Raw genomic sequence first — 23,597 nt, forward strand, 5'->3', positions numbered from 1 at the left:
GAACCGTCTCCGAAATTGTAACATCCGAGGAAACGGCGGTCATAGGCGTTGCCAGTGGACCGAGTCGTAAGTCATAGTGCGTAACACATTCATGTGTAGCGTCCACTGAGGGGTATTTCTCAGGGAATACCCAACTCCATCCGCTACACTATAACGAGACTTGGTCTAGCAATTGACGATACTCGCAGGACAGTTGGGAACGGAAATTCAGTGAAACGTGTGGCTTTGATCACCGGCATTACCGGTCAAGACGGTTCGTATTTGACCGAATTCCTGCTGGAGAAAGATTACGAAGTGCATGGAATTTCGCCGTGCACTTCACATGGATTTTTCAATCACGACTCGACGATCCACTTCGCCGACTTGGCCGACGGCACGAATCTGCGAGAGATCGTCGATTCCGTCAAACCGGATGAAGTGTATCATCTCGGAGCTCAAAGCCATGTGAAGTTGTCGTTTGAGTTGCCCGTGCGGACGGCGGATGTCACCGGAGTCGGCACCACACGCATCTTGAATGCCATTCACGAACACCAACAGCACACCGGTCGACAAGTTCGGTTTTACCAAGCGTCTTCGAGTGAGATGTATGGCAAAATCGTCGAGTCGCCGCAGACCGAAACCACCCCGTTCCATCCGCGAAGCCCGTACGCCTGTGCGAAGGTGTACGCCTACTGGCAGACGATCAACTATCGAGAAGCGTACGGCATGTTTGCCTGCAACGGGATTTTGTTCAATCACGAATCTCCGCGACGTGGTCAAGCGTTTGTGACTCGCAAAATCACGCAGGCGGCCGCTCGCATCAAACTCGGACTGCAAAAGGAACTGCGGCTCGGTAACCTCGACGCAAAACGCGATTGGGGTTTCGCGGGTGACTATGTCGAGGCGATGTGGCTGATGCTACAGCACAGCGAACCCGATGACTACGTCATCGCCAGCGGCGAAACGCATTCCGTGCGAGAATTTCTTGACGAAGTTTTTGGACACCTCGACCTCGACTGGCAAGATTACGTCGTCGTCGATCCGGAATTCTTCCGCCCCAGTGAAGTCGACCACCTGCATGGTGATTTCGGCAAAGCCCGTCGTGTGCTTGGTTGGGAACCGAAAGTCAGTTTCCGCGAACTCGCACAAATCATGACCGACCACGACCTTGTCGCCGCCAAGAAAGAAAAAGTCCTCGCCGACCACGGAGTCGAATGATCGGCTGAGGTTTTTGAGATGGCGACCCGTTAGGTGTTGACGCCGAGATCCGAAAACGCACGACGGTTTCGCCCGGTAATCGGATCCCAGAAGAACAAGCCGTAGCTGAACAATCCGTCTTCGGCTTCGACGAATACCGCCTCGATCTGGCTGAACTCGCCATTGATGGCGGGCGACTCGATCGGTTCAGCGTCGATCGAGAACGACACGACATCTGCCGCTGGCTCGGTCGAGTTCAACAGCAATCGATTCCGTCCACTCCCGGACTGAAACGCGAACACATCGTCGATTCCGTCTAAGTCGTAGTCCCCGACAACGAGCATGGAAAAGTCGTTGCCATTGATTGCCGCCGGTTCGATTGTGTTGTTCGTGAGCCGATTGAATGTGAGAAACCGCTGATCGGTGAACCGCGTTGTCGAAGGAAGGCTGTCCAACTCCACCAATCGATTGCGTCCCGAGGCGAAATCGACAAACAAGAGTTCGCTCAGACCACCCGAACGAAAATCTCCGGCAACGACCTGATCGAATTCCCCGTTGATCGACGAACTCGGGATCACATCCCGTTGAGCCGACAAACGAATTCGCTCGCCTGCGTAATTGGTCGGCTTGAGTCCTTGATTGAACACGAAAACCAAGTTTGCCCCTGAACGTCGATTCCAGAAAAACAAATCGTCCGAGGAATCCGCATCGAATCGAGCCACGATCAACTCGTTGTACTCATTGCCATTGATCAGAATTGAAGGGATGACATTCGTTTCAAACGTGGCTTGTGTGTTTCCAGTCGTTTGTTCAAATCGAACAACTCGGTTCTTTCCGCTCGTGAAGTTCCAAAACAAAATTTCGTCCTGCCCCTCACCATCGAAATTGCCGACGATGAGATCTTGGAAATCGAAGTTAATCACACTCGGGTCGATCACGTTGGATTGAATGCGACCGTCTCCAAAGACCAACCGATTTTCTCCCGTAACCGGGTTCCAGTAGAAGAAATCGTCGTCCTGATCCAACCCTGGCGACGAGGTATTGTTCCCAAAATTCCCGACAACTTGCCGCGTGTAACTTCCGTTGATGACGGTCGCGTCGATGGGTTCGTCCTGAATTTCCCCCAACGGATCGACTTGAAAACCGGCCTCGACGAAAGAGCTTTCAACCGCACCGATATCCACTCGTGAACCGACAATTCTCGGAAAGCCCGCCCCCCGTTGATCGGTGGCGGCTCCGCCGGGAATTTGCAAATTGTCACCCGCACCAATGGCGGGACTATCATCCACCAACGCATGAGTCCGAGTCGTGCCACCGTTGTGGGCCAGGGTTGTTTCGATCACGGTGCCAATGTCACGTGTCCCGCTTCCACCGTTCCCCACCTGATTCCGATTAGTTCCATCGACGAGCCCGCCCGACGTTGCCGCGTCTCCAATCAGGTTTGAAGAGCTGCTGGCATCAACAGTACCGTTGTCCAAATCGTTGGGTGTGCCGTCACCGAGTTGATTGCCGGCGACAATCGAATTGTGCAATCGCGTGACGGCAAAAGAGTCCGAATCCGTCCAGATTCCGCCGCCCACACCAGCGTCCATTGATTCAGAATCCGCCGTATTGAGCACGAGCGTGGAATTCCGAAGTGTGACATCGCCTTGATTGCCAATGCCGCCACCGACACCGTTGGCAGAATTTGACGCGACCGTGGAATTGTCGATCACGACCGTGCAGCCCTGGTCAATCCAAAAACCGCCGCCGCCCCGCGTTGAAACATTCTCCGAGATTTCGCTCTGCGAGACCAAAACGGTCGCTTGCTCCCGGGCAATGATTCCACCGGCGGCAACATCGGTGACGTTGTTCGAGATCTGCGACCGCACGATATGGACTTCACCACCGGTCACGTAAACCCCACCGCCAGCGAAGCGGATATCGTCGCCGACAATGCCGTTGTCAAGCGATTGCGAATCGAACACGTTGGCTCGAATGTACTCAAAATGGAACCCACGACCATCGTTGGATTGGACGCGTGTATTCTGAACGGTGACGTGGGCGTCGTTCGCAATCGCGGCGTCGGTGTTTTGAATAAATCGGAGCCCACCGAATCGGTTCCCAGTTGAACTCAAACCATCAACAATCGCGATGTCGTTCAAATTGAAGACGTCGAATCCATTCGCCGTGTTGTCATTGACGGTTGTGGAATAGACTTCGAGGGTGTCAACTTCCGACATGAAGACCCCGCTAACCCGTTCACCACTCGGGAGCGGACCGTTCGCGTCGACCTGACTCTCGCTGATGACAATGGAACCAGTCACACGTGCGTCGAATCCGTTGTCGACATTGCGGTTGAACTCCGATTCAGAGATCTCAATCGTGCCATTGCGTGAGGCGTAAACGCCTTCGCTTTGGTTGTCGTTGAACTGGCTACCGAAGAGAAAGACCTCGTCAGTCTCGCGAATGTCAGCACCGTCCCGGGTATTTTCCGATGCATTGGAATCCACGATCGCAACGGAACCGGCGTTAAACACAAAAATCCCGCGGTGGCCATTTTCGGTCAGATTGCTGCGAAAAACGCTTGCGATGCCGACATCGATGGCCGCCACTCCGCTGAGCTGATTCGTACGAGCATCGACATCTTCAAGACGCAGCGTCCCTAAGTTTCCACCGGACGCCACGCCCTGGATTTTGATTCCGTCGCGTCCACCAATTAGGGTAAGATTTGCCAGGTTGAATGACTGCCCGCCCGACGCTTGAATGTTCACCGTGTCGGTCAGTGTTGCCGCTCCACTACCATCGATGACGACATCACCGCGATCCTGTCCAAGTCCACGAAAGGACAAGTCGCCGTCTTGCCCGCTGATCATCACATTCTCAACGTACGTGCCGGGAGCAATGGTGATGGCGTCGTCTTCACCGTTGTTCGCCGCTGCATCGACGGCGGCTTGGATCGTCGTAAAGTCCCCACCGCCCGTCGCATCGACCAAGAACGTGGTCAGCATCGTTCGGTATTCCAACCGTTCCACCGCCTCGATCCCCGGATGGCGTCGCCGTCCGATTCGAGCTCGGCGAGCGATTGGACGAGACAATAGACCACTCAATCGGGACACAATCATTGCGAGCAACCTTGGTAGGAAACCCCGATTGAGAAGTCGGGACTTCAGCTTCGACGGCGAGAAATGCTTTCAAGTCAAAACTACAGCCGGAAGCCAGCAATTGTCCAGGTGTCACGGAAGAATTCATCGCAAATTTACAGACTCTCGATCATCTTGATGCACGCATTCAGGACGGGCGAATTTTCTCCAAGAGAGCCGGAATAACATTCGCGGGGACGAAGTTTTCCAGTTGTTTCGCAGTGCCTTCCCCTCCCATTTGCGCGATTTGCTTGATGAGCGAACTGGATATGTGCGTGTATTTCTCACTCGCCATGAGGAACACCGTTTCCAACTCCGGCGAAAGGACACGGTTGGCCAACGACATCGTAAATTCTGCTTCGATGTCCGTCAGCGTTCGCAATCCGCGGAGCATGACTTTCGCCCCCAAGCTGCGGACAAAATCAACCGCCAAGCCGCTGAAGGACTGAACTTGCACATTGGGCAAGTCTTCGAAAGTCGACCGGATCAGCGTGATTCGCTCCTCGACTGTGAACAATGGTGATTTCGAAGGATTGATCCCCACGCCCACCGTAAGAGAGTCGAACACATCGGCACCACGGCGGATCAAATCCTCGTGCCCCAGCGTCACAGGATCAAAACTACCGACATAGACCGCATGGCGAGAGTTCTGCGTTGGCATCGGTCCCACTTTCCAAAAACGGATTCATTGATGTCGTAGCTTATCAAAAAATGATCCGTCGGTTGGAAATAATCAGGACGATCCAATATCTGCCAAAATGTCAGATTCCTCTCTAAACAGCCCTAGCGACACCTAACAACACAAACCCAATAACAAAAACAACTTACAACAAACAACCGTTCACAACAAGCATCATCGAAGGCCCCATCTTCCTGTTGGCACGAAAAGTGCATGTCGTAAGCTACGAACGTTATTTCAATAAACCGGCCGATTGGTATGCCAACATCAGGGCATCTTTCTCGACTGCCTGTGATCTTTGCCGGATTGTTAGTTGATAGTGGAGTGAGGAGAGCCGATCATGCCCATATTCCGTTGGGGGCAGGCTTGGGGCGGTGCCTTCCGCGATCTCGAACGTGAGGTCGATCGGCTGTTGCAAGGTGTGAACCTGACTTTTGAAGGCGTCCGTTTTGGGCGTCAGTACCCACCGCTGAACCTCTACGAACTGCCGGACGAATACCTGTTGACCGCCGAATTACCCGGAACGCGGAGCGAAGACCTGGAGCTGACCGTCGCCGGTGGCATCCTCACGCTCAAAGGACGCCGGGACGAACTCAAAGACGTGCCTGAAGAGAAATTCCGACGCAGCGAACGGTTCCACGGCAATTGGCAACGATCCGTGACCATTCCCGACCGTGTTCGCGACGAGGAAATGACTGCGGAATTCAATGACGGCATCCTTAAGGTCCATCTACCGAAAGGTGAAGAAACTTCGCCGCGTCAAATCCCGGTAGTGGAAAGTCACGACTCATGACCGATCAACCCGATTCCACACGATCTGGGGACGAAGTCCCGATTGAAAAACAACCGGACGATTCCAAGGCCCTTCCCACCAGCGACGCACCGCCACGGGAAGGTGAGGAATATTCGGGCGAAGATTACGGCAGCGAAGAGCGATTCATCTTCACTCCGCCGATCGATATCTACGAGACAGATGAAGGACTCGTCCTGCATGCCGATCTGCCGGGAGTGTCGCTGGAGACACTCGACTTGCAGGTCCAAGACAATAAGCTCACACTGTTCGGACGGGTTTCGCCCCCGGCTCCGCCGGAAGCCCAATTGACCCACTGCGAGTACCGGGTGGGCGATTTCCTGCGGTCGTTCATTCTCAGTGATGAGGTGGATCACGACCGCATCCGAGCCACACTGAACAACGGTGTGTTACGTGTTGTCCTTCCGAAGGCCAGAAAATCCGAGCCGCGACGGATTCAGGTCCAAACCGATTGAAAGCCCCTGTTTGTGATTCAAGAACCTTTTGGCAAGCCGCTGGCGGACCTCGATACGCCGGCGATGTGCATCGATCTCGAAGCGATGGATCGGAATATTGAGCGGATGGCGTCCCACATGCGGGAACGCAACGTTCAATGGCGACCCCACCAAAAATGCCACAAATCCCCTGCGATCGCCCACAAATTGCTGGATGCCGGTGCGATTGGGATGACCTGTGCGAAGGTGTCCGATGCGGAAGTGATGGCCGGTGCCGGGGTACGGGACCTGCTGATTGCGAACATGATCGTGGGGGAACAAAAACTCGAACGATTGGCCAGTCTTTGCCGCTGGGCCGATCCCGTGGTCGCCTGCGATCACTTCGTGCAAGCGGAAGCACTGGCCGAAGTCTGTCGACGTCGCGGTGTGACTTGCCGCATGATTATCGAAGTCGATATCGGCATGAATCGAGTCGGAGTGCGTCCCGGGCGTGACACGCTGGAGTTGGCTCAGGGCATCGACAAGCTCGAAGGCGTGCGTTTGGCCGGCATCATGGGATACGAAGGGCACCTTCTGCGAATTGCCGATCCCGACGAAAAACGACGGCAAATCAACGAAGCGATCGGCACGCTCTTGCATTGTCGCGATCGTCTGCTCGAGAATGGTCTGAATTGCGACATCGTCTCCGCGGGCGGCACGGGGTCTTACCGAATCACTGCCGACTGTGAAGGTGTGACCGAACTGCAAGCTGGCGGCGGCATTTTTGGCGATCCGTTCTACCGTCTCGAATGCGGACTGTCTGATCATGAATCCGCGTTGACCGTGTTAGCCACAGTCGTGAGCCGTCCGACTCTGACGCGTGCGGTACTCGATTCCGGACGCAAAACGCTCCACTCGGATCTGCAACTTCCGATCGTCAAGAATTTCCCCGATGCGATCGTCCAATCACTTTCGGCGGAACACTGCCTGGTGGAACTTGGACCGGAATCGCAAAACTGGACGATCGGCGACAAGGTCGAGTTATTCGTCGGCTATGCCGATCTCACGACGGTCCTGCATGACCGGTTCCATGGCATTCGAGACGGCATTGTCGAAACCGTGTGGCCGATCCTCGGTCGTGGGAAGCTGCAATAAACCCGCTACCAAGTGAGTTCCGTCACCACCGCTTGGTGATCGGAATAAGGTGACGTAAGATGCCTCGTGGTGAGACTATGAATGTCACCGGCCAACCAGATTTGATCGAGCGAAAGAACCGGTAGCGGTCTTGGCCAAGTTGCCGATTGGCCGCGTCCGGATTCCTCGAACGCGTTTCGCATCGACGGTCGCCACGTATCAAAGAACGCAGAATCCGTCGGCGTATTGAAGTCGCCGAGGACCATCACAGGATTCTCCGTGACGCTTGCAATCCGATCTTTGAGCGCGTTCAAGGCATTCGCACGGTGCGTGCCCCAAGCCTTGCTCTTGATATCAACAATAAACACCGTCAGCGTCTTGGAATGCAATCGGAGATCAACCCTGCCAAAGAACGATCCCGGATGGAGCACGCCCTGCTCCGTAGCTATCACCTCGCCTTGCGTCATGACGACCATTTGATGATCGAAAGTGACAACCGTTCGATCGTCAAATTCCCGGTTCCAAAACTCGTGGTGATTCGTGATGATCGGTGCGGCTTCCACAAGTCCGATGATCGGTGCATCGTGAGCGCGAATAAATTCCGCGATCTTCAGCCAAGAGTGAGCCCCCCGTTGCGTGTTCCACAGAAGTGCCGACATTTTCGGTGTTGCGTCGGAGCTGGCATGCAGAAAGACGCAGGAATTCAGCCACCAACCGGAACACAGGACTGCAAACACCAGTGCCCATGTGGCCCGACGCCGTTTGCGACGAAACCAATACACAACGGCAACACCAAGATAGCCCACAGCCAACATGATCAAAGGCGTCATGTAGTACACAACCGCGAGTCGCGGGATTCGGTCTTGGAATGTGACCCGAAGCAACAACCCGACGATACAAACAACCGCAGCGGAGTTGGCAATCCACTCGAGGAATTGGGCGAACCCAGAATCCCGGCGAAACCGCAAACCGTTCCACGAGGATGACGCGTCGGGTGGAGATTCGGTTTCAAGCATCGCGGGCACTTGAAGGGTTCCTCAAACCTGGAGAGACGATCGTGAAGCCTACCTTCCGGCAACTTTAATAGCATCCCTCGCAGCGAGATCGAAACCACCATTCTGTTGGCAGAAACCGTCGAAACCAACAAAGTTGGCCCGATCGAAACGGAATAATCGTCTCAACCGGACCATCTTAAACTTCGCGAATAGCCAAGAGTTGTTACTTGGACTCGTTCAACGGCCGAATTTTGATGCTGCGGTAGTAGACAACGCTACCAGGATCGTGCGCTTGCAACGCAATACTGCCGGAACTGAGTTTCCGTCCGCCTTTGATGTCAGTGGGCTCGGTGTAATCGACGATGGTTTTTCCATCCACTTTCAGCGTGATCTGTTGACCTTCGACTTTGATATCGTAGGTGAACCACTTGTTGTCTTCATGCGGACATTTGAAGTTCTTTTCCACGTTGTACAAGCTGCCGGTTTTGACCGGGTCCTTGTGCGTGCAATTCACCTGAGCCTCGTGCCCCAATTCCGGCCAACCGGATTCTTGGAACTTGGTGTGGAAATAGATTCCCGAGTTACTGCCGGGCGTCGTCATGACTTCGGCTTTCAATTCGAAATCTTTGAATTGTCGTTTCGTGAACAGGTGAGACCGCTCACCACTGACGACGATTTTGCCGTCTTCAACTTTCCACTTGCCATTCTCGCTGATCTTCCAGCCGGTCAAATCTTTGCCGTTAAAGAGATCGATCCAACCGTCTTCGTCGGCCGCTTTGTCTTCGGCGTACACGGCTCCGAACGAACCGCATGCGATTGCAACCACTGCCCAAACACTCAATTTCCAGAACGTGCGCATCAATATTACCCTTAGAAGATGGAGTTTCCACGAGCGCGATCAGAAACGACTTCGCGCCAAAGCCAGGACTTAGCCTAATCGAGGTCCGTGAGCCAAGCAACACAGCCGGAATCAGCCGATAACAGACAACGACTCAGACAGCCGGTTCGAGTTCGGCCAAAGCGTCTTCGCGGGTGGGGCATTCGGACCATAGAAAACTGAATTGGTCGTTCTCAATCAGTTGCGACTTCTTGAGCAGTTCTCGCACGCCGTCGTTGATCCCACACAGCCGGGACTGCCCTTTGCAGATCTTGGCTTTCTTGGCCAAACTGAGGCACACGCCGATGAACGTGGAATCGATGAAGTCAATTTGCCCGAAGTCAACCACGAGGTTCTTGATCTCCGGCTGCTCGAACAAATGGTAAATTCGATTATATTCGGTTTGAATATCGTTGTAGCGATAACCGAACGCCTCCCCTTGGGGAGTGACGACGATTGTGTGTTCGCCCTGCTCGGCTTTGAGGACTTGATGAAATTCGAGAACCGATTGCAAAATGCTGAGTCTCCGAGAATACGGATTTGGGAGCCCGTTGGTGGCGCGTCCCCTAGGGCTTCGTCAGATTTTAGCAGTCCAATTCACTCGATGCTATCGGCTTGAGATTTCGATTTGTCAGTGATCGGCACGAACCCGCCCAGCGGTTGCTTCACGTTCCAACCATTCTTTTCGGCGGTTCGCGAAGTTGTGAGCTTGGGCGACAAAGTCCACGTCAACGAACGATTTCCAAGCGGTTTGCAGTCGTCGATAGACAGGACCGGGACGCCCATCGCCAATTGCGCACTGTTGAAATGTCGTTCCGTATAGTAAACAGAATGACGTGGCCGTGCAAAAAATTTCGTCCGCTTCGTGGAAATTTTCGATCGTCAATTCGGTCTCATGGGTGGTGAGTCCGATTTCCTTCGCCAGTCGCAACGTGTGAAACCGGCTGACACCGTCCAAAACCAACCGCGTCGATGGCGTGAGCAATTCCCCGTCACGCACCATGAAGACGTTCCACGACGGCCCTTCCGTAACCAGCCCGTCGGCGGTGCAGAGCAACGGCCAAGCTCCCGGCTCGATTGCATTCGCCTGCTGAATCGCCAATTGGGTGTGCAGCCGACTGCGGGTCTTCACATGCGGATTTTTCAGGTCCGGTGGCATCGCGTGCTGCTCAGGAATGACCAATTGAACGCCGGTCTCATAGAGATTGGCGAATTTTGCAAGCCGTGCGATCAGTGGGAAACACTGGATGCAAACGGTCGGCCGCAGCTCTTCATCGGCGAACGCAACCCGATACTCACCGCCCGGCCCGGACGAAATGTTGTGCAGGATCTGCCATTCCATATCCTCCGTTTCGGTGGCCTTGTTGAGTTCCAAAGTCTCCAGTGTGATTCGCTCGATCTCCGCGAGCGATAAGCCACAGTCAATGCCCAACGAACGCAGCGAACGATCCAAACGCCGCAGATGATGCCCGAGCTCAAACGGTCGGCCGCCGAACGTGCGGGTGGATTCAAACGCCATCTCGCCCCACAACACGCCCGCATCGTAAAACGATACACGAGCCTCGTGTTCCGGAACGAACGATCCGTTGAGATAAGCAATACGATTCGGCATGACTTGGGCAGATGAGGGATAGATGACGAAATGCGGTCAACGCTGTGTCATCATATCATCGACGATCATGCTGGCCAGATTTGACTACCGCCGTCGACCCGGAGAACTTGTCCGCTGACGAATGCACCATCGGGGCCAGCGAAGAAGCGAATCACGCGAGCGACTTCATCGACGAGGGCAATCCGGTCGAGTGTCCCGCCTTCCATGAGTTTGTTCGGGTCGGCTTGCCGGGTGCCGAGATACCGTCCGGTTCGGGTATCACCGGGGGCGAGCGTGTTGACGTTCACGTTGTGCGGGCGGAGTTGCTCAGCCAAACACCGCGTGTATTCAACAACACCGGCTTTCGCGGTCGAATAGATCGCACTGTTGGCGTTGCCTTTGAACGCGGCGATCGAACTGATCGTGATGATCCGGCCTTGCTTGCGTTCCATCATGCCAGACGCGACGGCTTGGCAGATGTAGACTGTCGTGAGCAGATTCCGTTCGAGCACGCTGCGAACGTCTTCGGGTTTGATGTTGACGGAATCGTTCGGGTTCGGTTTCCCGCCAGCCGCCGCGATGTCACCGCCAGCGTTGTGGACGAGAATGTCAATCGGCCCGAGTTCGCTGGTGACTTCAGCGACGATTCGTTGCACGTCCTCCGGTTTCGTCAAGTCGGCGAGTACACGATGTGTTTTCACGCCGTGCGTCTCGCCGATGGCTTTTGCGGTATCGGTCAGGGTGGTGCCTTCGCCGTATTCGCTCGGCCCATGCTCTCGCATGCCATGCACACCGATCTGGCAACCCAACGCTGCCAATTGCTCCGCGAACGCACGCCCCAACCCTCGCCCCGCACCCGTAACGAGAGCCGTCTGCCCCGACAATAACCGTGTTGAATCAGCCAACGAACCAAGTTCCTTCGATCGAATGATGGCAAACAAAGCGAATTATGGAATGTTACCGTTGAGCAAATTCACTAGCCCAAGCGGACTAAAAAGAACGGCCCACGTCAGAAAGACAGCCAACACGGAAACGAAGATGACCATCACCCAACCGAGCGGCGTGATTGATGGTTCTGGTTTCTTTGGCATTTTGACTTTTGACTCCCGTCCGCAGTCTTCTGCACTACCAGCCCAGCGACATGTTCGTCTCGATCGCCCGCTGAGCTTCGTGGAGGTCGGAGCCGGTGTCTTGCATGAACAGTCGGATGGCGTGGAGTTTGTCGCCGCGAGCCCGAGCCAGGCAATCACGGGCGATGTCCGAGGGCTCCGACGTTCCTTGCACGCCGAGCAGGGCTTTGGAGATCACCCAGACGTCGCGTGGTCGAACCGTCGTTCGCAAGACTTCATCGTCAGGATAATTTTCTTTGGCGAGCGCGACGGCTGCGTCTTGGTCGTCCGCCCACCCAATCATGATGTGTGCGTTGGTTTCAATTTCGTAAAGCGGCATGGTTGATCTCCTCTTCCACCAACGTGTCACTGATTGCCCCACCATTTGGCGCATTTTTCCGATGCGGATTATAAACGGACATCCGGAAATTCACCATCCTACCGCGAATCGTTTCTGGACCCCGAAACCGGGTTGCCAGCGATCGCCTGGATAATCAGAATACACGTTTGAGTCGGCTTCTTCGCTTCGTTATGGGAATATTGTCTGCGATGTCCACAACACTCCACCAAGAGTTTGCGTTTCAACGTTCGATTTCGCCGACCGCGACCGAGCAGTACAGTGTCGATGAAGTTCATCACGCCAGCCCCGAAGATGGCGAATTGCTCGATGTCGTTTACGACTGGGATCGCGTGCCGGTTCCGTCGTCGTTGAAGGAGTTCGGTGCTCGGCGAGCGAACGTGCAGAATCCGTTGGATGTCAGTGGAGTTTGGCGATTCCGGGAACTGCTCCCCTTTGCCCCCGATGAGCAAATCGTCACGATCGGTGAAGGGCAGACGATGCTTCGCCCATCCGATGTGGCCGCCAAGCACGTCGGTGTGGATGTGGGGAATCTCTTTTTGCAATACGAAGGACTGAACCCCAGCGGCAGTTTCAAAGATAATGGCATGACGGCCGCTTCGACTCACGCGCGGATGGTTGGTGCGAAAATCGCCGCGTGTGCGTCCACGGGAAATACGTCGGCGTCATTGGCGATCTTCGCCAGCGCGACCGGGTTGTTTCGAGCCGTTGTGTTTGTCGGCAGTGGAAAAATCGCTTACGGCAAACTCTCGCAAGCGTTGGATTACGGTGCACTCACGCTGCAAATTCTCGGTGACTTCGACGATGCCCTCTCCCGTGTACGGGAAGTCTGTCGCGAGCGGAACATCTATCTGTGCAATAGCGTGAATCCGTTCCGTCTCGAAGGTCAGAAGGCGATCATGTATCGCGTACTGGAAGGGTTGAACTGGGAAGTGCCGGATTGGATCGTTGTTCCTGGCGGCAATCTCGGGAATTCCAGCGCCTTCGGCAAAGCGTTCATGGAATTGAAAGAACTCGGCCTCATCGACCGGATTCCGCGATTGGCTGTCATCAACGCCGCCGGTGCGAACACGCTGTACCGTTTGGTTGAGGAAGACGGACTCAAGTGGAACGGTGGCGACGTCGAACGTTCACTCGTTCAGAAATTCTACGGAGACATGGACAGCGAAAACCGTCGTGCTTCGACCTTGGCCAGTGCCATCGAAATCAACCGGCCGGTAAATCTCACCAAATGCTTGCGTGCGATCGAAGTGTGTGATGGCGTCGTCCGCGAAGTGCCGGATCAAGCCATTCTGGAAGGCAAGGCAGTCGTCGGACGTGGCGGCTTCGGTTGTGAACCGGCGAGCGGCGCGAGCGTGGCCGGTGCGAAACTCCTCCGCGAACAAGGCGTGATTGCCCCCAGCGATCGCGTGGTTTGCATTCTCACCGGTCATCAACTCAAAGACCCCAACATCACAGTCGGTTGGCACATGAGCGATACCGATAAAATCAACGCCATCCTCGGCCAAGAAACCATCCAAGCCACCCCAAATGCTAATGGCCCGGTCGTCGTCGAGAACGATCTCGAGAAGATCATTGCGGCTTTAGAGTCCTAAAACTCCCCCACCCCATTCATCGCTGAAATCATTTCTGCATGAAAACCACGTATGGACCGACTCTGTCCATACAACGCGACGAAACGGCCTAAACACATCAAGAAACCAGGACATTTTGCGGAACCACACACATTCCGCAGGGTTAACGTTTCTTATCTATTGTGCTTTCACTGTGAAAATTTCTACAGTTCTTTCACATGAACATTGGCTAAGTCGCGTTTTTGTAATCTTTAGTACAGGAGAGTTGGATGCCACACCCGTTGCGACGTAAAGGATTTACCCTGATTGAATTGTTGGTCGTAATCGCGATCATTGCGATTTTGATCGCGCTGCTGCTCCCAGCCGTTCAGCAGGCCCGAGAAGCGGCTCGGCGAACTCAATGTAAGAACAACTTGAAACAGTTGGCCTTGGCCCTTCAAAACTACCACGACACGTACCAAAAGTTTCCGGCTGGTTTCGCCCGTAACGCCGCCCGACTTGCCGTGAGTTCCTGTCCGGAAGGCCAATGTGCCAACTGGTCGTGGGGTGCCGCCATTCTGCCGCAGATCGAACAAGACAATCTGTATGAACAAGTCGATGTGGGCAACGCTGCTTTCGAGGCCGTTGTCAACGACACGAACTTGCGTCCGTTGTTGCAAACCCCCATCACCGCATTCCGTTGCCCTTCGGACACCGCACCGGATCTCAATAGCGATCAACACGTTCCCGGCAATGGCGATGCCAACTGCGCCGGAAGTTGTCAACCGATTGCGACCGCCAACTACATTGGTGTCAACAACAGCTACGAATTGGAACGAGACACCCACAACGGGATTTTCAACAACGAACAGCATTACATCGGTATGCGAGACGTCACCGACGGAACCAGCAACACGCTGATTCTCGGCGAGCGAGCTTGGCAAATCGGTGGAACGTCATTGCAAGCCGCCGTGATTTTCGGAACGAATGGCGATAGTGAAAACCACAACGATCAAGGTTTGGTCTACGTGATGGGAGCCGGTCGCTACCCCATCAACGACAACTGCACCAACTGCACCCGAGGCTTCAGTAGTCGACACAGCGGAGGTGCCCAATTCGCCCTGACTGACGGCTCGGTGATCTTCATCAGCGAAAACGTCGATCACAACACCGATTCCGCCGTCAACAGCGTCTATGAACGACTGATCGGTCGCGATGACGGTCAAGTCATCGGTGAATACTAGACGGAATGACGGTCGACTGTGTCCACAGTGAACTCACTCCGATCAACAATGAACTGTTCTAGGATTAATCATCGAATGCGTTTGAAGCTGTGTTTTGTGCTCGCTGTGTGTGGATTGACGGGTTGTGGCGGTGGGTCAGATGACATGCCGGATGTCGGGCAAGTCACCGGCGTCGTGACGCTCGACGACGCTCCTCTTGCCGACGCGCGGGTGTACTTCAGCCCCACTGAAGGCGGCCGAACGTCGGAAGCCGTGACCGATGCCGAAGGCAAATATGAACTTCGCTACATGCGGGACATCATGGGAGCCAAAGTCGGTCAACATTCCGTGCGTGTGACCACGGGTTCCCCCGCTGTCATTGGTGACGACGGGAAAGTCGAAACCCCGGCTATTCCTGAGAAAGTCCCCGCCAAATACAACACCGAATCCACGCTCACCAAAGAGGTCACGGCTGGCGACCAAGAAATCGACCTGCCACTCACCTCATCGTAATCCGGAACGCCGTTCCGTTGATTGCTACCAGTTTTCTCCATCAACGCGTATCTTGGGCAGACGAATGTTGACCGCATTCGCCTGCCCTTTTTACTTTGATGCACCATGGTCGGATGCGGCTTGAACCAATCACGAGGAGGATTCAATCATGAGTCGGCGTTCCGAGGAAGACGTTTATCAAGTGGTTAGTCAGATCAAGGTCTTTGTGATTGTCAGCATTGTGGGGCTGCTGGGATTGACCTTGGTGGTCATCGTATTGGATCGGACAACCGAGACGTTCGAGCAAGCCGCCCGGTATCGTCCCCCCGTTGAGAGCGCGAACCCAGGCCAAGGGACGCCGTCCGAGTCCATCATCAACCCGGTACATGGCCAATTGGTTTATGTGCCCGCCTACTCACACATTTACCACAAGGATGGCTCACCAACACTGCTGACCATTACTCTCAGCATCCGCAACACCAGTCTCGACCATGGAATCGTGATCGACTCGGTCCGCTATTTCGACACCAACGGCAAAGAGGTGAAGTCGTACCTCAAGAAGCCGATCCGTCTCGAACCACTGGCGACCACGGAATTCCTTGTCGAAAGAGACGACACGAGCGGCGGTAGCGGTGCGAACTTTCTCGTTCGGTGGACGGCAGAGGACTTTGTCTCAGCTCCCGTCATTGAAGCCGTCATGATCGACACCGAAATCCAACAGGGCATTTCCTTCGTCCGCAACGGAACCGTGATCGAAGAAATCGGCTCCGAGACGAATTAGGGACCTCGTTGCGGTCCCTCACAACACCAACCCATGCCCGGAATTCCCCTTGTTCGCACAGATTTCACGATCTGCGGACACGAAATTCGCAGAAGCCTCCAAGATGTATGAGTTGAGATTCCCTCACGAATTCGTGACAACCGCAACTCATTCCATCAATGTTGAACATTCTGCTCCAAATCGGCGGCCTTCTGGTGCTCATTGCTGGGCTCGCCACGCTTCCATTGCCACTTCCCATCGGTTTGGTGCTGATCGTTGTGGGGCTTTCCCTGTTGGCGACATCAAGCCAGCGAGTTCGGAACATGATCCGTTCATGGAGAAAACGGAATACTCGCTTCAACGAAACGATGCGGAATTCCGAACAAAACTCCCCTAATTGGATCAAGTCCGCCATCCACGAAACCGATCCGGATGGCGAATTCAATGAGTCAGAAAGCTGAGTTCACCAACCGAACCCGATCAGCGGCTTCCACCATCAACACTTCATTTCACGCGGCGGGGCGTTCGTACTTTTTGTCGGACGGAATTTCCTTCAGCAGCATCTCGATGAGTTGTTCGCTACCGATGTCATTCGCTTGAGCGGCGTAGTTACCGGCGAGACGGTGTCGCAACGCGGGACCCGCAACAGATTTGACGTCTTCGACGGTTGCATGGTAGCGGCCGTAGAGAATGGCACGGGCTTTGGCAGCGGTCACGAGTGTGAGCACTCCCCGCGGACCGGCTCCCCAACTCGCCCATTTGTTGATGAACTCCGGAGCTTCCGCCTCACCAGGCCGAGTTGCCCGCACGAGTGCCCAGGCATAACCAAGGACTTGGTCACTGACAGGCACACGATTCACAAGATCCTGATACTTGATGATTTCCTCACTGCCCATCACCGACGAAATTTTCCCCATGTGGCCCCCCGTGACCCGTCGAGCGATTTCCCACTCCTCCGCCCCGGTCGGGTAGCCAACACGGATGTAGAGCAGGAACCGGTCGAGTTGGGCTTCCGGCAATGGATAAGTTCCCTCTTGCTCCAACGGGTTCTGCGTGGCAAGCACGAAGAACGGTCGTGGCAACTTATGTCGCGATCCACCGGCGGAAACTTGCCGTTCTTGCATGGCTTCGAGCATTGCCGCCTGCGTCTTGGGAGGTGTCCGATTGATTTCGTCTGCCAGCAGCAAATTCGCGAAAATCGGGCCGGGAAGGAAAGTGTATTCCCGCCGTCCGGTTTCCAGATTCTCTTGGATGATTTCCGTCCCGGTCACGTCGGACGGCATCAAGTCTGGTGTGAACTGAATTCGTTTGAACGTCAAGTCGAGCGCTTCCGCGAGCGAGGAGATCAGCAGCGTTTTCGCCAACCCCGGCACACCTTCAAGTAAAGCGTGTCCACGGGCGAAGATGGCAATCAAGACTTGCTCGATCACTTCATCCTGGCCCACGATGACTTTGGAAAGTTCATCACGGACACGGTTGTAGGATTGCTCACAAGCTTGAACGGCCGCGAGATCATCGGGCGAGGCGGTGGTGTCGGTCATGGTCAAATCTTTGTTGGTGCTAAGTGAACTTTGATTTTCGAGAGTTCCGGTTGTACGCGTGCGGGCTACTCGATGCTTTCGAAGTACCGTCGCAAGCGTTCTTCATATGCCCGCGGGGCTCGCATGGTGCTTCCGGAACGGATGGCGTTTCGGATTTCCGGCGGAAGTTTGGTGAGCCAAGTATCACGTCGAAAACGTCGCGATTGGGCGTTGGAATCCTTGTCGCTACTGGCGGTCCGGCTATCACCCTCGTTTTGCGGGGGCGAATCGTCGAGTTCGCCATCTTTCAATCCGTCATTCTCAGCGGACGTTCCTGCAACCGAAGTACTGCCACCGATCGCCGTGGGAGACGACGCAGCGGATGGTGCCGCGGGAGTCGGTTGGGCCGCGGGTGTTTGCCCCGGCATGGGTGGCCCCGGTTGTCCCGGCATCGATGGACCAGCCGGGCTCGCAGCGGCCATTGCCATTTGAGCGGCTTGCGGACCAGCCATCATTTGAGCCGTCAATTCAGGTGAGTTGGGAATGAATCCCGTGCCCAAATTCGGATCGATTGGCTGAGCCACTGCTGGTTGATCCCCTTGAGCCACCGACGGTGGTGCGGGTTGGCCTGGTGCGGATTGCCCAGGTGTGGGTTGTCCCGCTGGAGTTCCCTCACCGGCGGGTGGTGCTTGACCTGCTTCTCCAGTTGCGTCGGCTGGCATCGGTGTGCCTTCCGGAGGTGCGAACGGATTCAGATTCGAGGCCAATTCCAACGCTTCCCGAATCGGTTGATTCGCGATTTCTTCCTGACCGGCAATTTGAGCAGCCCCCTGTCCCGTCGCCCGCTGAGCTTGTGCGAACAATTCCAATGCTTTCGCCAGATTCGGGTCAATCGGTTTCGCCGGTTCGTTCATTGGCTCCCGATTGGCCGCGATTTGCTCGGCGGCGTCTTGTTGCTTCTTTGCCAAGTCGGCCAATGCTTGGGCGATCGCTTTGTCCTGTTCGATTTGCTGCTCCTGAGCCGCCAAGTTGGCGACGGCCCGCTCCATTGCTTCCTGAACAGCATCGTCGGCATTCGCGACAGCCTCGGCACCGGTCTGCTGAGCGGGCATGGGCTTTGCCGACTTTGCGGCTTCGCGAAGCGCGGATGTGGCCCCTGGATCGACGTTCGCCGCCTGCTGGGCCAACTTCATCGCCTGATCAGATTGCTGTTCCATCTGAGCGTTCTGCTGCTCCGCCAGATCCTTCAAAGCCGAGTCAATCGCTTCCTTCGCATCGGCTAGGGCCTCGCCGGCATCTTTCTGAGCAGGTTTGGCGGCATCGGCATTCTCGTCTGCGAGTGCTTCAGCGGCCTTCTTCGCTTGTTGTTCAGCTTGGGCGAGTTTGCCCGCAGCGGAATCCGATTCCATTTGAGCCAATTCCGCGGCCTCACCAGCGTTCTTTGCAACTTGCTGCTGAGCCTCGGCGTCGGGATTGCCAGTTGGCTCGGATTCAGCAGCTTTCTTGGCTTCCGATTCGGCCAGTTCACTGGCTTGATTCAACGCTTCCCGAGCTTCATCACGAGCCTTTTTTGCGGCTTCGGTGTTGCCTTCAAGTGTTTGCTTGGCCGCCTCCGCTGCCGCTTGTTGAGCTTTCGCCAGAGTCTCGGAAAGTTCGTCTTTTTCCCCGGCCTCTTTCTTCGACTGAGCCGCGTTCCGATTCTCCGCATTCTTTTTGGCGTCTTGGAGAGCGTCGGCGACTTCCTGTTGATTCGATGTGGCATCGAGCGGAGTCGCGGCATTTCCATTGGCCAACTCGTTCGCGGATTGATCAGCGGCATCCTGTTTCTGCTTCGCTTGCTCAATGGCTTCGGCGAGTTCCATTGCTTCGGCGGCTTCGGGGCGACCGTTCGCTTTCTGCTGTGCGATTTCGGCAGCGGCCGTCTTGGCTTTGGCGTCTTCGAGTCGCTGAATTCGTTCCGACAACGACTTCGGACGCTCGTTCAACGCATCCTCGACCGCCTCACGAACCGGCGCGACCGCTTTAAGCTGCTCATCACTGACGGCGACCAACTCGTTTGCGGTTTTGCCGATTTCCTCACGCAGAGCATCTGCAGCTTTGGAAAGCTCTTCTGCGGTCGCGTTCGCTTCCTTGGCGACCTCTTTCGCGGCTGGCTTTGACTCCTCACCGGGTGCCTGTTTCGCTTTGGCTAACGCATCCTTGAGGTTCTCAGAGTTCTTCGTCGACTCGTCCAAGGCTTTCGCGGCCTCGGGTGCGGTTTGTTTCACCCCTTCGGCAACCTTCTGAGCAATCTCGTCGACTTCGGCTTGATCGGATTCCAAGTCGGCAGTGTCTTCGGCTTGCAAGCCTTCGTTCTCGGCAGCCTCGTTCGCTTTTCGAGCAATCTCCCGTTCGACAGCGGCAGCACGTTCGAGCGACTCGGCCGCACGAGCCAACTCACCCACCTTGACGGCTAACTGCTTTCGTTTCGCCTCCGCAAGCGTGGCTTCGATTTCAGCAGCGGCACGTTCCAACGCTTCTTCCGCCGTTTGGACGGCCTGCTCTTTTGCAGCTTGCTCGTCACTTTCCGGCTTTGCTTTGGTTGCCTCTTTCAATGCTTCCTCGGCCGCCTTCGCCGCATCGCTGGCTTCGGCAAGTCGGTTTTCGACGTTCTCCGGAAGCTCCCGTTCTTTCGCGGCTTCCTCAGTCTTCTTGGCAACTTCCGCTTCCGCTTTCATGGCTTCTTCGGGTTTTTCAGCCGCTTTTTCACTGGCTTCCGCCTGTTTCTCCTGAGCGGCTTTGACATCCTCGCGAGCGGCTTCCAAGTCTTCGATTGTCTTGGCCAACTCGTCGGCACTTTGATCGGCCGAATTGCCATCCGACATGTCTTCCAGCAATTCTTCCAACGCTGACAAATGCCCCAAGATTTGCCCTTGCTCTTTCGCGGCTTCTTTTTTGTTTTCCTCGAAGAGTTCCATCGTCGCTTTTTCGGCGGCCTCGCGGGCTTGATCCAAATGCGTTTCCGCACGCGGTTCGTCCGTCAATTCGGCGGCCAGTTCGGCGATGTCTTTTTGAATCTCGGCTTGTTCCTCGACCAATTCTTTGGCCGCGTCCATCTTGGCGAGATCGGTCTTCTCAGTTTTTTCACGAAGTTCCGTTTGCTCGTCCTGCAGCTCTCGGACTTTCGCTAGCAGTTGTTGCCGCTCTGTTCCGATCAAACCTTGGGCTCGCTCGACAACTCGTAAGAGCTGCCGCAAACCGTCGATGACTTTCTGCTCATGAACGACTGCCGCGGTATACTGAGCCGTCTCCAGTCGCGCGAGTGTTTCGTCGAGATGCATGCCCGTTTCGGCAGCCGCAAGAATACGAATTCCCTTCGCAGCACCAGTCGCGAGTGGACCATCCCAACGACTGACATCCGCTAACGTTTCCAGCAAATTCAAAAAGAGTTTGTTGATGTCGCGTTGGTCTTCTTGAAGCGTGAGAGCCAACTCTTCGCGGCGTCCCGGAGTTTCCGAGGGCACTTGTTTCGTTTTGTCTTGAACGGACGTTTCCAGACGAATCAATTGCCGCACCAACTCGTTGATCTCCGCAGCCTTCAACCGCCGTAGCAGTTTCCGACGCTCAACCGACAACTGAATGATGATCCGGCGAATCAGTCGACGAGCTTCCACGATCTTTTGTTGTCGCCCGTTCGCATCCGCTTCCTGGGCATCCGCGAGGAGTGCGACGACTTGGTTCATTTCGTTTTCAACGAGCGTGCCGATGTTGGCTCGCATCGTCCGGATGTCGTTGTAAATCGTTTCCTGCTGCAACCCGTTGATTTCGAGTTGTTGCAGTTGCGTGTCGAGAATGTTGGAGAGAAGTTCCCGGGCCAACCGCCGAGCACGACTCTGAGCCGCCTGCCGAGCGCGGATGTCCCGATCGGATGCCCCAGGCTGACCGAAGGCGGTTGGGCTTTTAGTCGCAGCGAATAGCATCACCAATGCACACGACAACAGAACGACTGACCAACGAGTTCGTATCACAGTCTCCATCGCGATCTCCGGACCTTGGTTCATGGTTTGAGCGGTGTTGCCAACGGTTTTTGAGCGGTTCATTCGGTATCCCCTGCTCCCAATTCAATGATCGTCCCCAGGTCGGCCGCCGCTTTCTCGTCTCCTTCGCCGAGCGCTGCCAAAATCCCCTGGAGATCGGTAATTTTCATCACCAACGGTTCACTGAAATTCGATTGTGGTGGAGCCTCGCCCCGGTAATCAAATGCTTCCAACGTGAGCTTCAACTCATCGCCCTTTTCCAATTGAAAGGGCTCCAAATCGAGACGATAATTTCCCGCCAAGGTCCGCTGCGGTTGATTGGATTGCGGAACCACGATGAGTTCTTGTTCCCGAGTTTCCATCTCTCCATCGTTTCGCACAACCTGCACTCGCAACCGGATTTGGGACAGGCCGTAGTCGTCGCTGGCCTGGTAGGACACCATTTGCTTGGCGGTCGGTAAGACTTGTTTCGTTCCCAAGAGGACGTTACGCAAAATCGGCTTTCGGTCAGCCCGAATTCGAATGGTTCCCCGAATCGGATGTTCCAACTGCAAGCCGTCCCCATCTTCGACCTGAACGGTGTAACTGACGGACTCGGTCACGTCCCACAATGGAGATTGCTCACCGGCCAATCGCCACGCGTGACCGTCTTTGTCGGATTGTTCCAGCGAGAATTCCTGTTCATCGACGGTGAGCCAAACCCGTTGAAGCGGCTTGTTGTCGCACTGCACATCGATGACAACATCGGTTCCCTCGATGACGGCCAGTTGCCGAGTGCCCTCCCGTGCGACGAGTGAATCGTCCTCAACCAAAGTGGCGTAACGCGGAGGATTGGGCGTGAGATTCACGGAAACCACCGGTTGCGGAATGACTTCGATGGTCAGCGGATCGGTCCATGCATCGCCAAGAAAGACCTGATACTGCACCGTATCAATCAATTTCGAAACGCTGCCCGCATAGGTGTTTTGGTCAGTGGCTTGCGAACTCTTGAGCTTCGGAAGTTCTTCCTCGACGGAGAGCCCGTGTTCGGAGTTGGTCATGCGGACGCGGCCTACGTCTGGCAACACACCAGACGCCTGCACTTCAAACGCCAGCGGACGGCCATAAGGCACCGTGAGTGTGTGATTCTTCGCATCTTCACCGGCTCGGAATGTAGTTTCGCCGTTGATCACAATGGCATCAATTCGCGTGTCAGTCGGATAGTGTGCCGAACCGAACAGCATGCGATTGCCAAACACTCGGAGATAGGCTCCCCAGAAAATCGCGAGAGTTCCGAGCACGAAGATCGTGACCAACAAGGCGATCACACGGCGACGAAAACGACGGTATCCAAACCCCTCGAAGACATCCAAACTTGGACTGAATTCAGCGACGTAGTTGACGACAGCTTGCTTCAAGTCAGCCGACCCCCAACTGCCGGACTCCGCTTGCTCGAACTGCAACGCTGCCACGAGATCGCTGTCAATATGCTGACGATCTTCGACGATCAACGCGACATCGAGCAGGTCTTCTCGGTGTCCCAGCCAAGGCCAAGTGTATCGTCGAAACACCCACGCAATCGCAAGACCGGCGAAGACTAACCCCACAATCCGTTGCGGCACGCTCATTTCGAGCAGCCAGTCCAGAGCGAACAACACCAACACCGCCCACAGACACGCCAGGATCGTCGCCGACCAAGCTGTTGCCCAGCGTGTTAGCAGGCGACGCCGACGGAGTCGGTTGAGTTGTGTTGTGAGTACGGAAAGTTGAGACATTTCGAAAGTCGGCT

The 23,597-nt window shown here is 55.3% G+C and carries 21 protein-coding genes; 9 read left to right on the forward strand and 12 right to left on the reverse strand.

Going from position 1 to position 23,597, the window contains the following annotated elements; genetic code table 11:
• Positions 1–210 precede the first annotated feature (210 nt).
• Entirely contained in the window at positions 211–1,197 is a 987-nt protein-coding gene (gene gmd / locus G6R38_RS16665) for a GDP-mannose 4,6-dehydratase (RefSeq protein ID WP_166828253.1), read from the forward strand.
• Between the two features lie 29 nt (positions 1,198–1,226).
• Here gmd and G6R38_RS16670 read toward each other — a convergent pair whose 3' ends face one another.
• The gene (locus G6R38_RS16670; RefSeq protein ID WP_166828256.1) at positions 1,227–4,280 is read right to left on the reverse strand and encodes a right-handed parallel beta-helix repeat-containing protein; all 3,054 of its coding nucleotides are present in this window, start codon (positions 4,278–4,280) and stop codon (positions 1,227–1,229) included.
• Positions 4,281–4,446: 166 nt separating this feature from the next.
• Positions 4,447–4,959, reverse strand: a complete 513-nt coding sequence (coaD, locus tag G6R38_RS16675; protein WP_166828260.1) for a pantetheine-phosphate adenylyltransferase — start codon at positions 4,957–4,959, stop codon at positions 4,447–4,449.
• A 358-nt stretch (positions 4,960–5,317) separates the two neighbouring features.
• Here coaD and G6R38_RS16680 point away from each other — a divergent pair, with 358 nt between their 5' ends.
• The 3 genes from G6R38_RS16680 to G6R38_RS16690 are packed head-to-tail and all read left to right on the forward strand — an operon-like array spanning position 5,318 to position 7,356.
• Complete coding sequence (locus G6R38_RS16680) at positions 5,318–5,770, forward strand: Hsp20/alpha crystallin family protein (protein ID WP_166828264.1); 453 nt, start codon at positions 5,318–5,320, stop codon at positions 5,768–5,770.
• Complete coding sequence (locus G6R38_RS16685; protein WP_166828268.1) at positions 5,767–6,243, forward strand: Hsp20/alpha crystallin family protein; 477 nt, start codon at positions 5,767–5,769, stop codon at positions 6,241–6,243. The genes G6R38_RS16680 and G6R38_RS16685 overlap by 4 nt, the downstream gene beginning before the upstream one ends.
• 12 nt (positions 6,244–6,255) lie before the next feature.
• Positions 6,256–7,356: a DSD1 family PLP-dependent enzyme gene (locus G6R38_RS16690; protein WP_240928234.1), complete on the forward strand. Its 1,101-nt coding sequence runs from the start codon at positions 6,256–6,258 to the stop codon at positions 7,354–7,356.
• Positions 7,357–7,361: 5 nt separating this feature from the next.
• Here G6R38_RS16690 and G6R38_RS16695 read toward each other — a convergent pair whose 3' ends face one another.
• The 7 genes from G6R38_RS16695 to G6R38_RS16725 all read right to left on the reverse strand — a co-directional run bounded on the left by G6R38_RS16695 (position 7,362) and on the right by G6R38_RS16725 (position 12,247).
• Positions 7,362–8,351, reverse strand: a complete 990-nt coding sequence (locus tag G6R38_RS16695) for an endonuclease/exonuclease/phosphatase family protein (protein WP_390881414.1) — start codon at positions 8,349–8,351, stop codon at positions 7,362–7,364.
• Between the two features lie 202 nt (positions 8,352–8,553).
• Positions 8,554–9,189, reverse strand: coding sequence for a 3-keto-disaccharide hydrolase (locus G6R38_RS16700; RefSeq protein WP_166828274.1), 636 nt, complete (start codon positions 9,187–9,189; stop codon positions 8,554–8,556).
• A gap of 133 nt (positions 9,190–9,322) precedes the next feature.
• Positions 9,323–9,721 carry an STAS domain-containing protein gene (locus tag G6R38_RS16705; protein ID WP_166828277.1) on the reverse strand — a complete coding sequence of 133 codons (399 nt, stop codon included), beginning with the start codon at positions 9,719–9,721 and terminating at the stop codon, positions 9,323–9,325.
• A gap of 117 nt (positions 9,722–9,838) precedes the next feature.
• A complete protein-coding gene (locus G6R38_RS16710) occupies positions 9,839–10,819 on the reverse strand; it encodes an aminotransferase class IV (RefSeq protein WP_166828280.1) in 981 nt (326 codons plus the stop codon).
• A 65-nt stretch (positions 10,820–10,884) separates the two neighbouring features.
• On the reverse strand, positions 10,885–11,703 hold the full coding sequence (locus tag G6R38_RS16715; RefSeq protein WP_166828283.1) for an SDR family NAD(P)-dependent oxidoreductase: 819 nt from the start codon (positions 11,701–11,703) through the stop codon (positions 10,885–10,887).
• A gap of 42 nt (positions 11,704–11,745) precedes the next feature.
• On the reverse strand, positions 11,746–11,889 hold the full coding sequence (locus tag G6R38_RS16720) for a hypothetical protein (RefSeq protein ID WP_166828286.1): 144 nt from the start codon (positions 11,887–11,889) through the stop codon (positions 11,746–11,748).
• A gap of 34 nt (positions 11,890–11,923) precedes the next feature.
• Positions 11,924–12,247, reverse strand: coding sequence for a DUF6793 family protein (locus tag G6R38_RS16725; RefSeq protein ID WP_166828291.1), 324 nt, complete (start codon positions 12,245–12,247; stop codon positions 11,924–11,926).
• Between the two features lie 209 nt (positions 12,248–12,456).
• Here G6R38_RS16725 and thrC point away from each other — a divergent pair, with 209 nt between their 5' ends.
• From thrC to G6R38_RS16750, 5 genes are all read left to right on the forward strand, one after another.
• Positions 12,457–13,860 carry a threonine synthase gene (thrC, locus tag G6R38_RS16730; protein WP_166828294.1) on the forward strand — a complete coding sequence of 468 codons (1,404 nt, stop codon included), beginning with the start codon at positions 12,457–12,459 and terminating at the stop codon, positions 13,858–13,860.
• A gap of 248 nt (positions 13,861–14,108) precedes the next feature.
• A complete protein-coding gene (locus G6R38_RS16735; RefSeq protein WP_166828297.1) occupies positions 14,109–15,062 on the forward strand; it encodes a DUF1559 domain-containing protein in 954 nt (317 codons plus the stop codon).
• A gap of 75 nt (positions 15,063–15,137) precedes the next feature.
• The gene (locus G6R38_RS16740) at positions 15,138–15,554 is read left to right on the forward strand and encodes a carboxypeptidase-like regulatory domain-containing protein (RefSeq protein WP_166828300.1); all 417 of its coding nucleotides are present in this window, start codon (positions 15,138–15,140) and stop codon (positions 15,552–15,554) included.
• Positions 15,555–15,702: 148 nt separating this feature from the next.
• A complete protein-coding gene (locus tag G6R38_RS16745; protein ID WP_166828303.1) occupies positions 15,703–16,314 on the forward strand; it encodes a DUF3124 domain-containing protein in 612 nt (203 codons plus the stop codon).
• 158 nt (positions 16,315–16,472) lie between these two features.
• Complete coding sequence (locus G6R38_RS16750; RefSeq protein WP_166828306.1) at positions 16,473–16,754, forward strand: PGPGW domain-containing protein; 282 nt, start codon at positions 16,473–16,475, stop codon at positions 16,752–16,754.
• A 48-nt stretch (positions 16,755–16,802) separates the two neighbouring features.
• On the opposite strand, the gene G6R38_RS16755 is transcribed toward G6R38_RS16750, so the two are convergent.
• The 3 genes from G6R38_RS16755 to G6R38_RS16765 all read right to left on the reverse strand — a co-directional run bounded on the left by G6R38_RS16755 (position 16,803) and on the right by G6R38_RS16765 (position 23,583).
• Positions 16,803–17,834, reverse strand: a complete 1,032-nt coding sequence (locus tag G6R38_RS16755; protein WP_166828310.1) for an AAA family ATPase — start codon at positions 17,832–17,834, stop codon at positions 16,803–16,805.
• Between the two features lie 65 nt (positions 17,835–17,899).
• A complete protein-coding gene (locus G6R38_RS16760; RefSeq protein ID WP_166828315.1) occupies positions 17,900–21,892 on the reverse strand; it encodes a hypothetical protein in 3,993 nt (1,330 codons plus the stop codon).
• Positions 21,889–23,583, reverse strand: coding sequence for a DUF4175 family protein (locus tag G6R38_RS16765; protein ID WP_166828318.1), 1,695 nt, complete (start codon positions 23,581–23,583; stop codon positions 21,889–21,891). The genes G6R38_RS16760 and G6R38_RS16765 overlap by 4 nt, the downstream gene beginning before the upstream one ends.
• Positions 23,584–23,597 lie beyond the last annotated feature (14 nt).

Origin of the sequence: Thalassoroseus pseudoceratinae (assembly GCF_011634775.1) — a bacterium.
In the GTDB taxonomy this organism is placed as follows: domain Bacteria; phylum Planctomycetota; class Planctomycetia; order Planctomycetales; family Planctomycetaceae; genus Thalassoroseus; species Thalassoroseus pseudoceratinae.

Excerpts from the sequence above, each read along its gene's own strand:
- G6R38_RS16700 (WP_166828274.1), bottom strand. The coding sequence starts at position 9,189 with ATGCGCACGTTCTGGAAATTGAGTGTTTGGGCAGTGGTTGCAATCGCA.
- G6R38_RS16670 (WP_166828256.1), bottom strand. The coding sequence starts at position 4,280 with ATGATTGTGTCCCGATTGAGTGGTCTATTGTCTCGTCCAATCGCTCGC.
- G6R38_RS16765 (WP_166828318.1), bottom strand. The coding sequence starts at position 23,583 with ATGTCTCAACTTTCCGTACTCACAACACAACTCAACCGACTCCGTCGG.
- G6R38_RS16760 (WP_166828315.1), bottom strand. The coding sequence starts at position 21,892 with ATGAACCGCTCAAAAACCGTTGGCAACACCGCTCAAACCATGAACCAA.
- G6R38_RS16680 (WP_166828264.1), top strand. The coding sequence starts at position 5,318 with ATGCCCATATTCCGTTGGGGGCAGGCTTGGGGCGGTGCCTTCCGCGAT.
- G6R38_RS16720 (WP_166828286.1), bottom strand. The coding sequence starts at position 11,889 with ATGCCAAAGAAACCAGAACCATCAATCACGCCGCTCGGTTGGGTGATG.
- G6R38_RS16725 (WP_166828291.1), bottom strand. The coding sequence starts at position 12,247 with ATGCCGCTTTACGAAATTGAAACCAACGCACACATCATGATTGGGTGG.
- G6R38_RS16740 (WP_166828300.1), top strand. The coding sequence starts at position 15,138 with ATGCGTTTGAAGCTGTGTTTTGTGCTCGCTGTGTGTGGATTGACGGGT.
- G6R38_RS16695 (WP_390881414.1), bottom strand. The coding sequence starts at position 8,351 with ATGCTTGAAACCGAATCTCCACCCGACGCGTCATCCTCGTGGAACGGT.
- thrC (WP_166828294.1), top strand. The coding sequence starts at position 12,457 with ATGTCCACAACACTCCACCAAGAGTTTGCGTTTCAACGTTCGATTTCG.
- coaD (WP_166828260.1), bottom strand. The coding sequence starts at position 4,959 with ATGCCAACGCAGAACTCTCGCCATGCGGTCTATGTCGGTAGTTTTGAT.
- G6R38_RS16685 (WP_166828268.1), top strand. The coding sequence starts at position 5,767 with ATGACCGATCAACCCGATTCCACACGATCTGGGGACGAAGTCCCGATT.
- G6R38_RS16745 (WP_166828303.1), top strand. The coding sequence starts at position 15,703 with ATGAGTCGGCGTTCCGAGGAAGACGTTTATCAAGTGGTTAGTCAGATC.
- G6R38_RS16755 (WP_166828310.1), bottom strand. The coding sequence starts at position 17,834 with ATGACCGACACCACCGCCTCGCCCGATGATCTCGCGGCCGTTCAAGCT.
- G6R38_RS16710 (WP_166828280.1), bottom strand. The coding sequence starts at position 10,819 with ATGCCGAATCGTATTGCTTATCTCAACGGATCGTTCGTTCCGGAACAC.
- G6R38_RS16735 (WP_166828297.1), top strand. The coding sequence starts at position 14,109 with ATGCCACACCCGTTGCGACGTAAAGGATTTACCCTGATTGAATTGTTG.
- G6R38_RS16750 (WP_166828306.1), top strand. The coding sequence starts at position 16,473 with ATGTTGAACATTCTGCTCCAAATCGGCGGCCTTCTGGTGCTCATTGCT.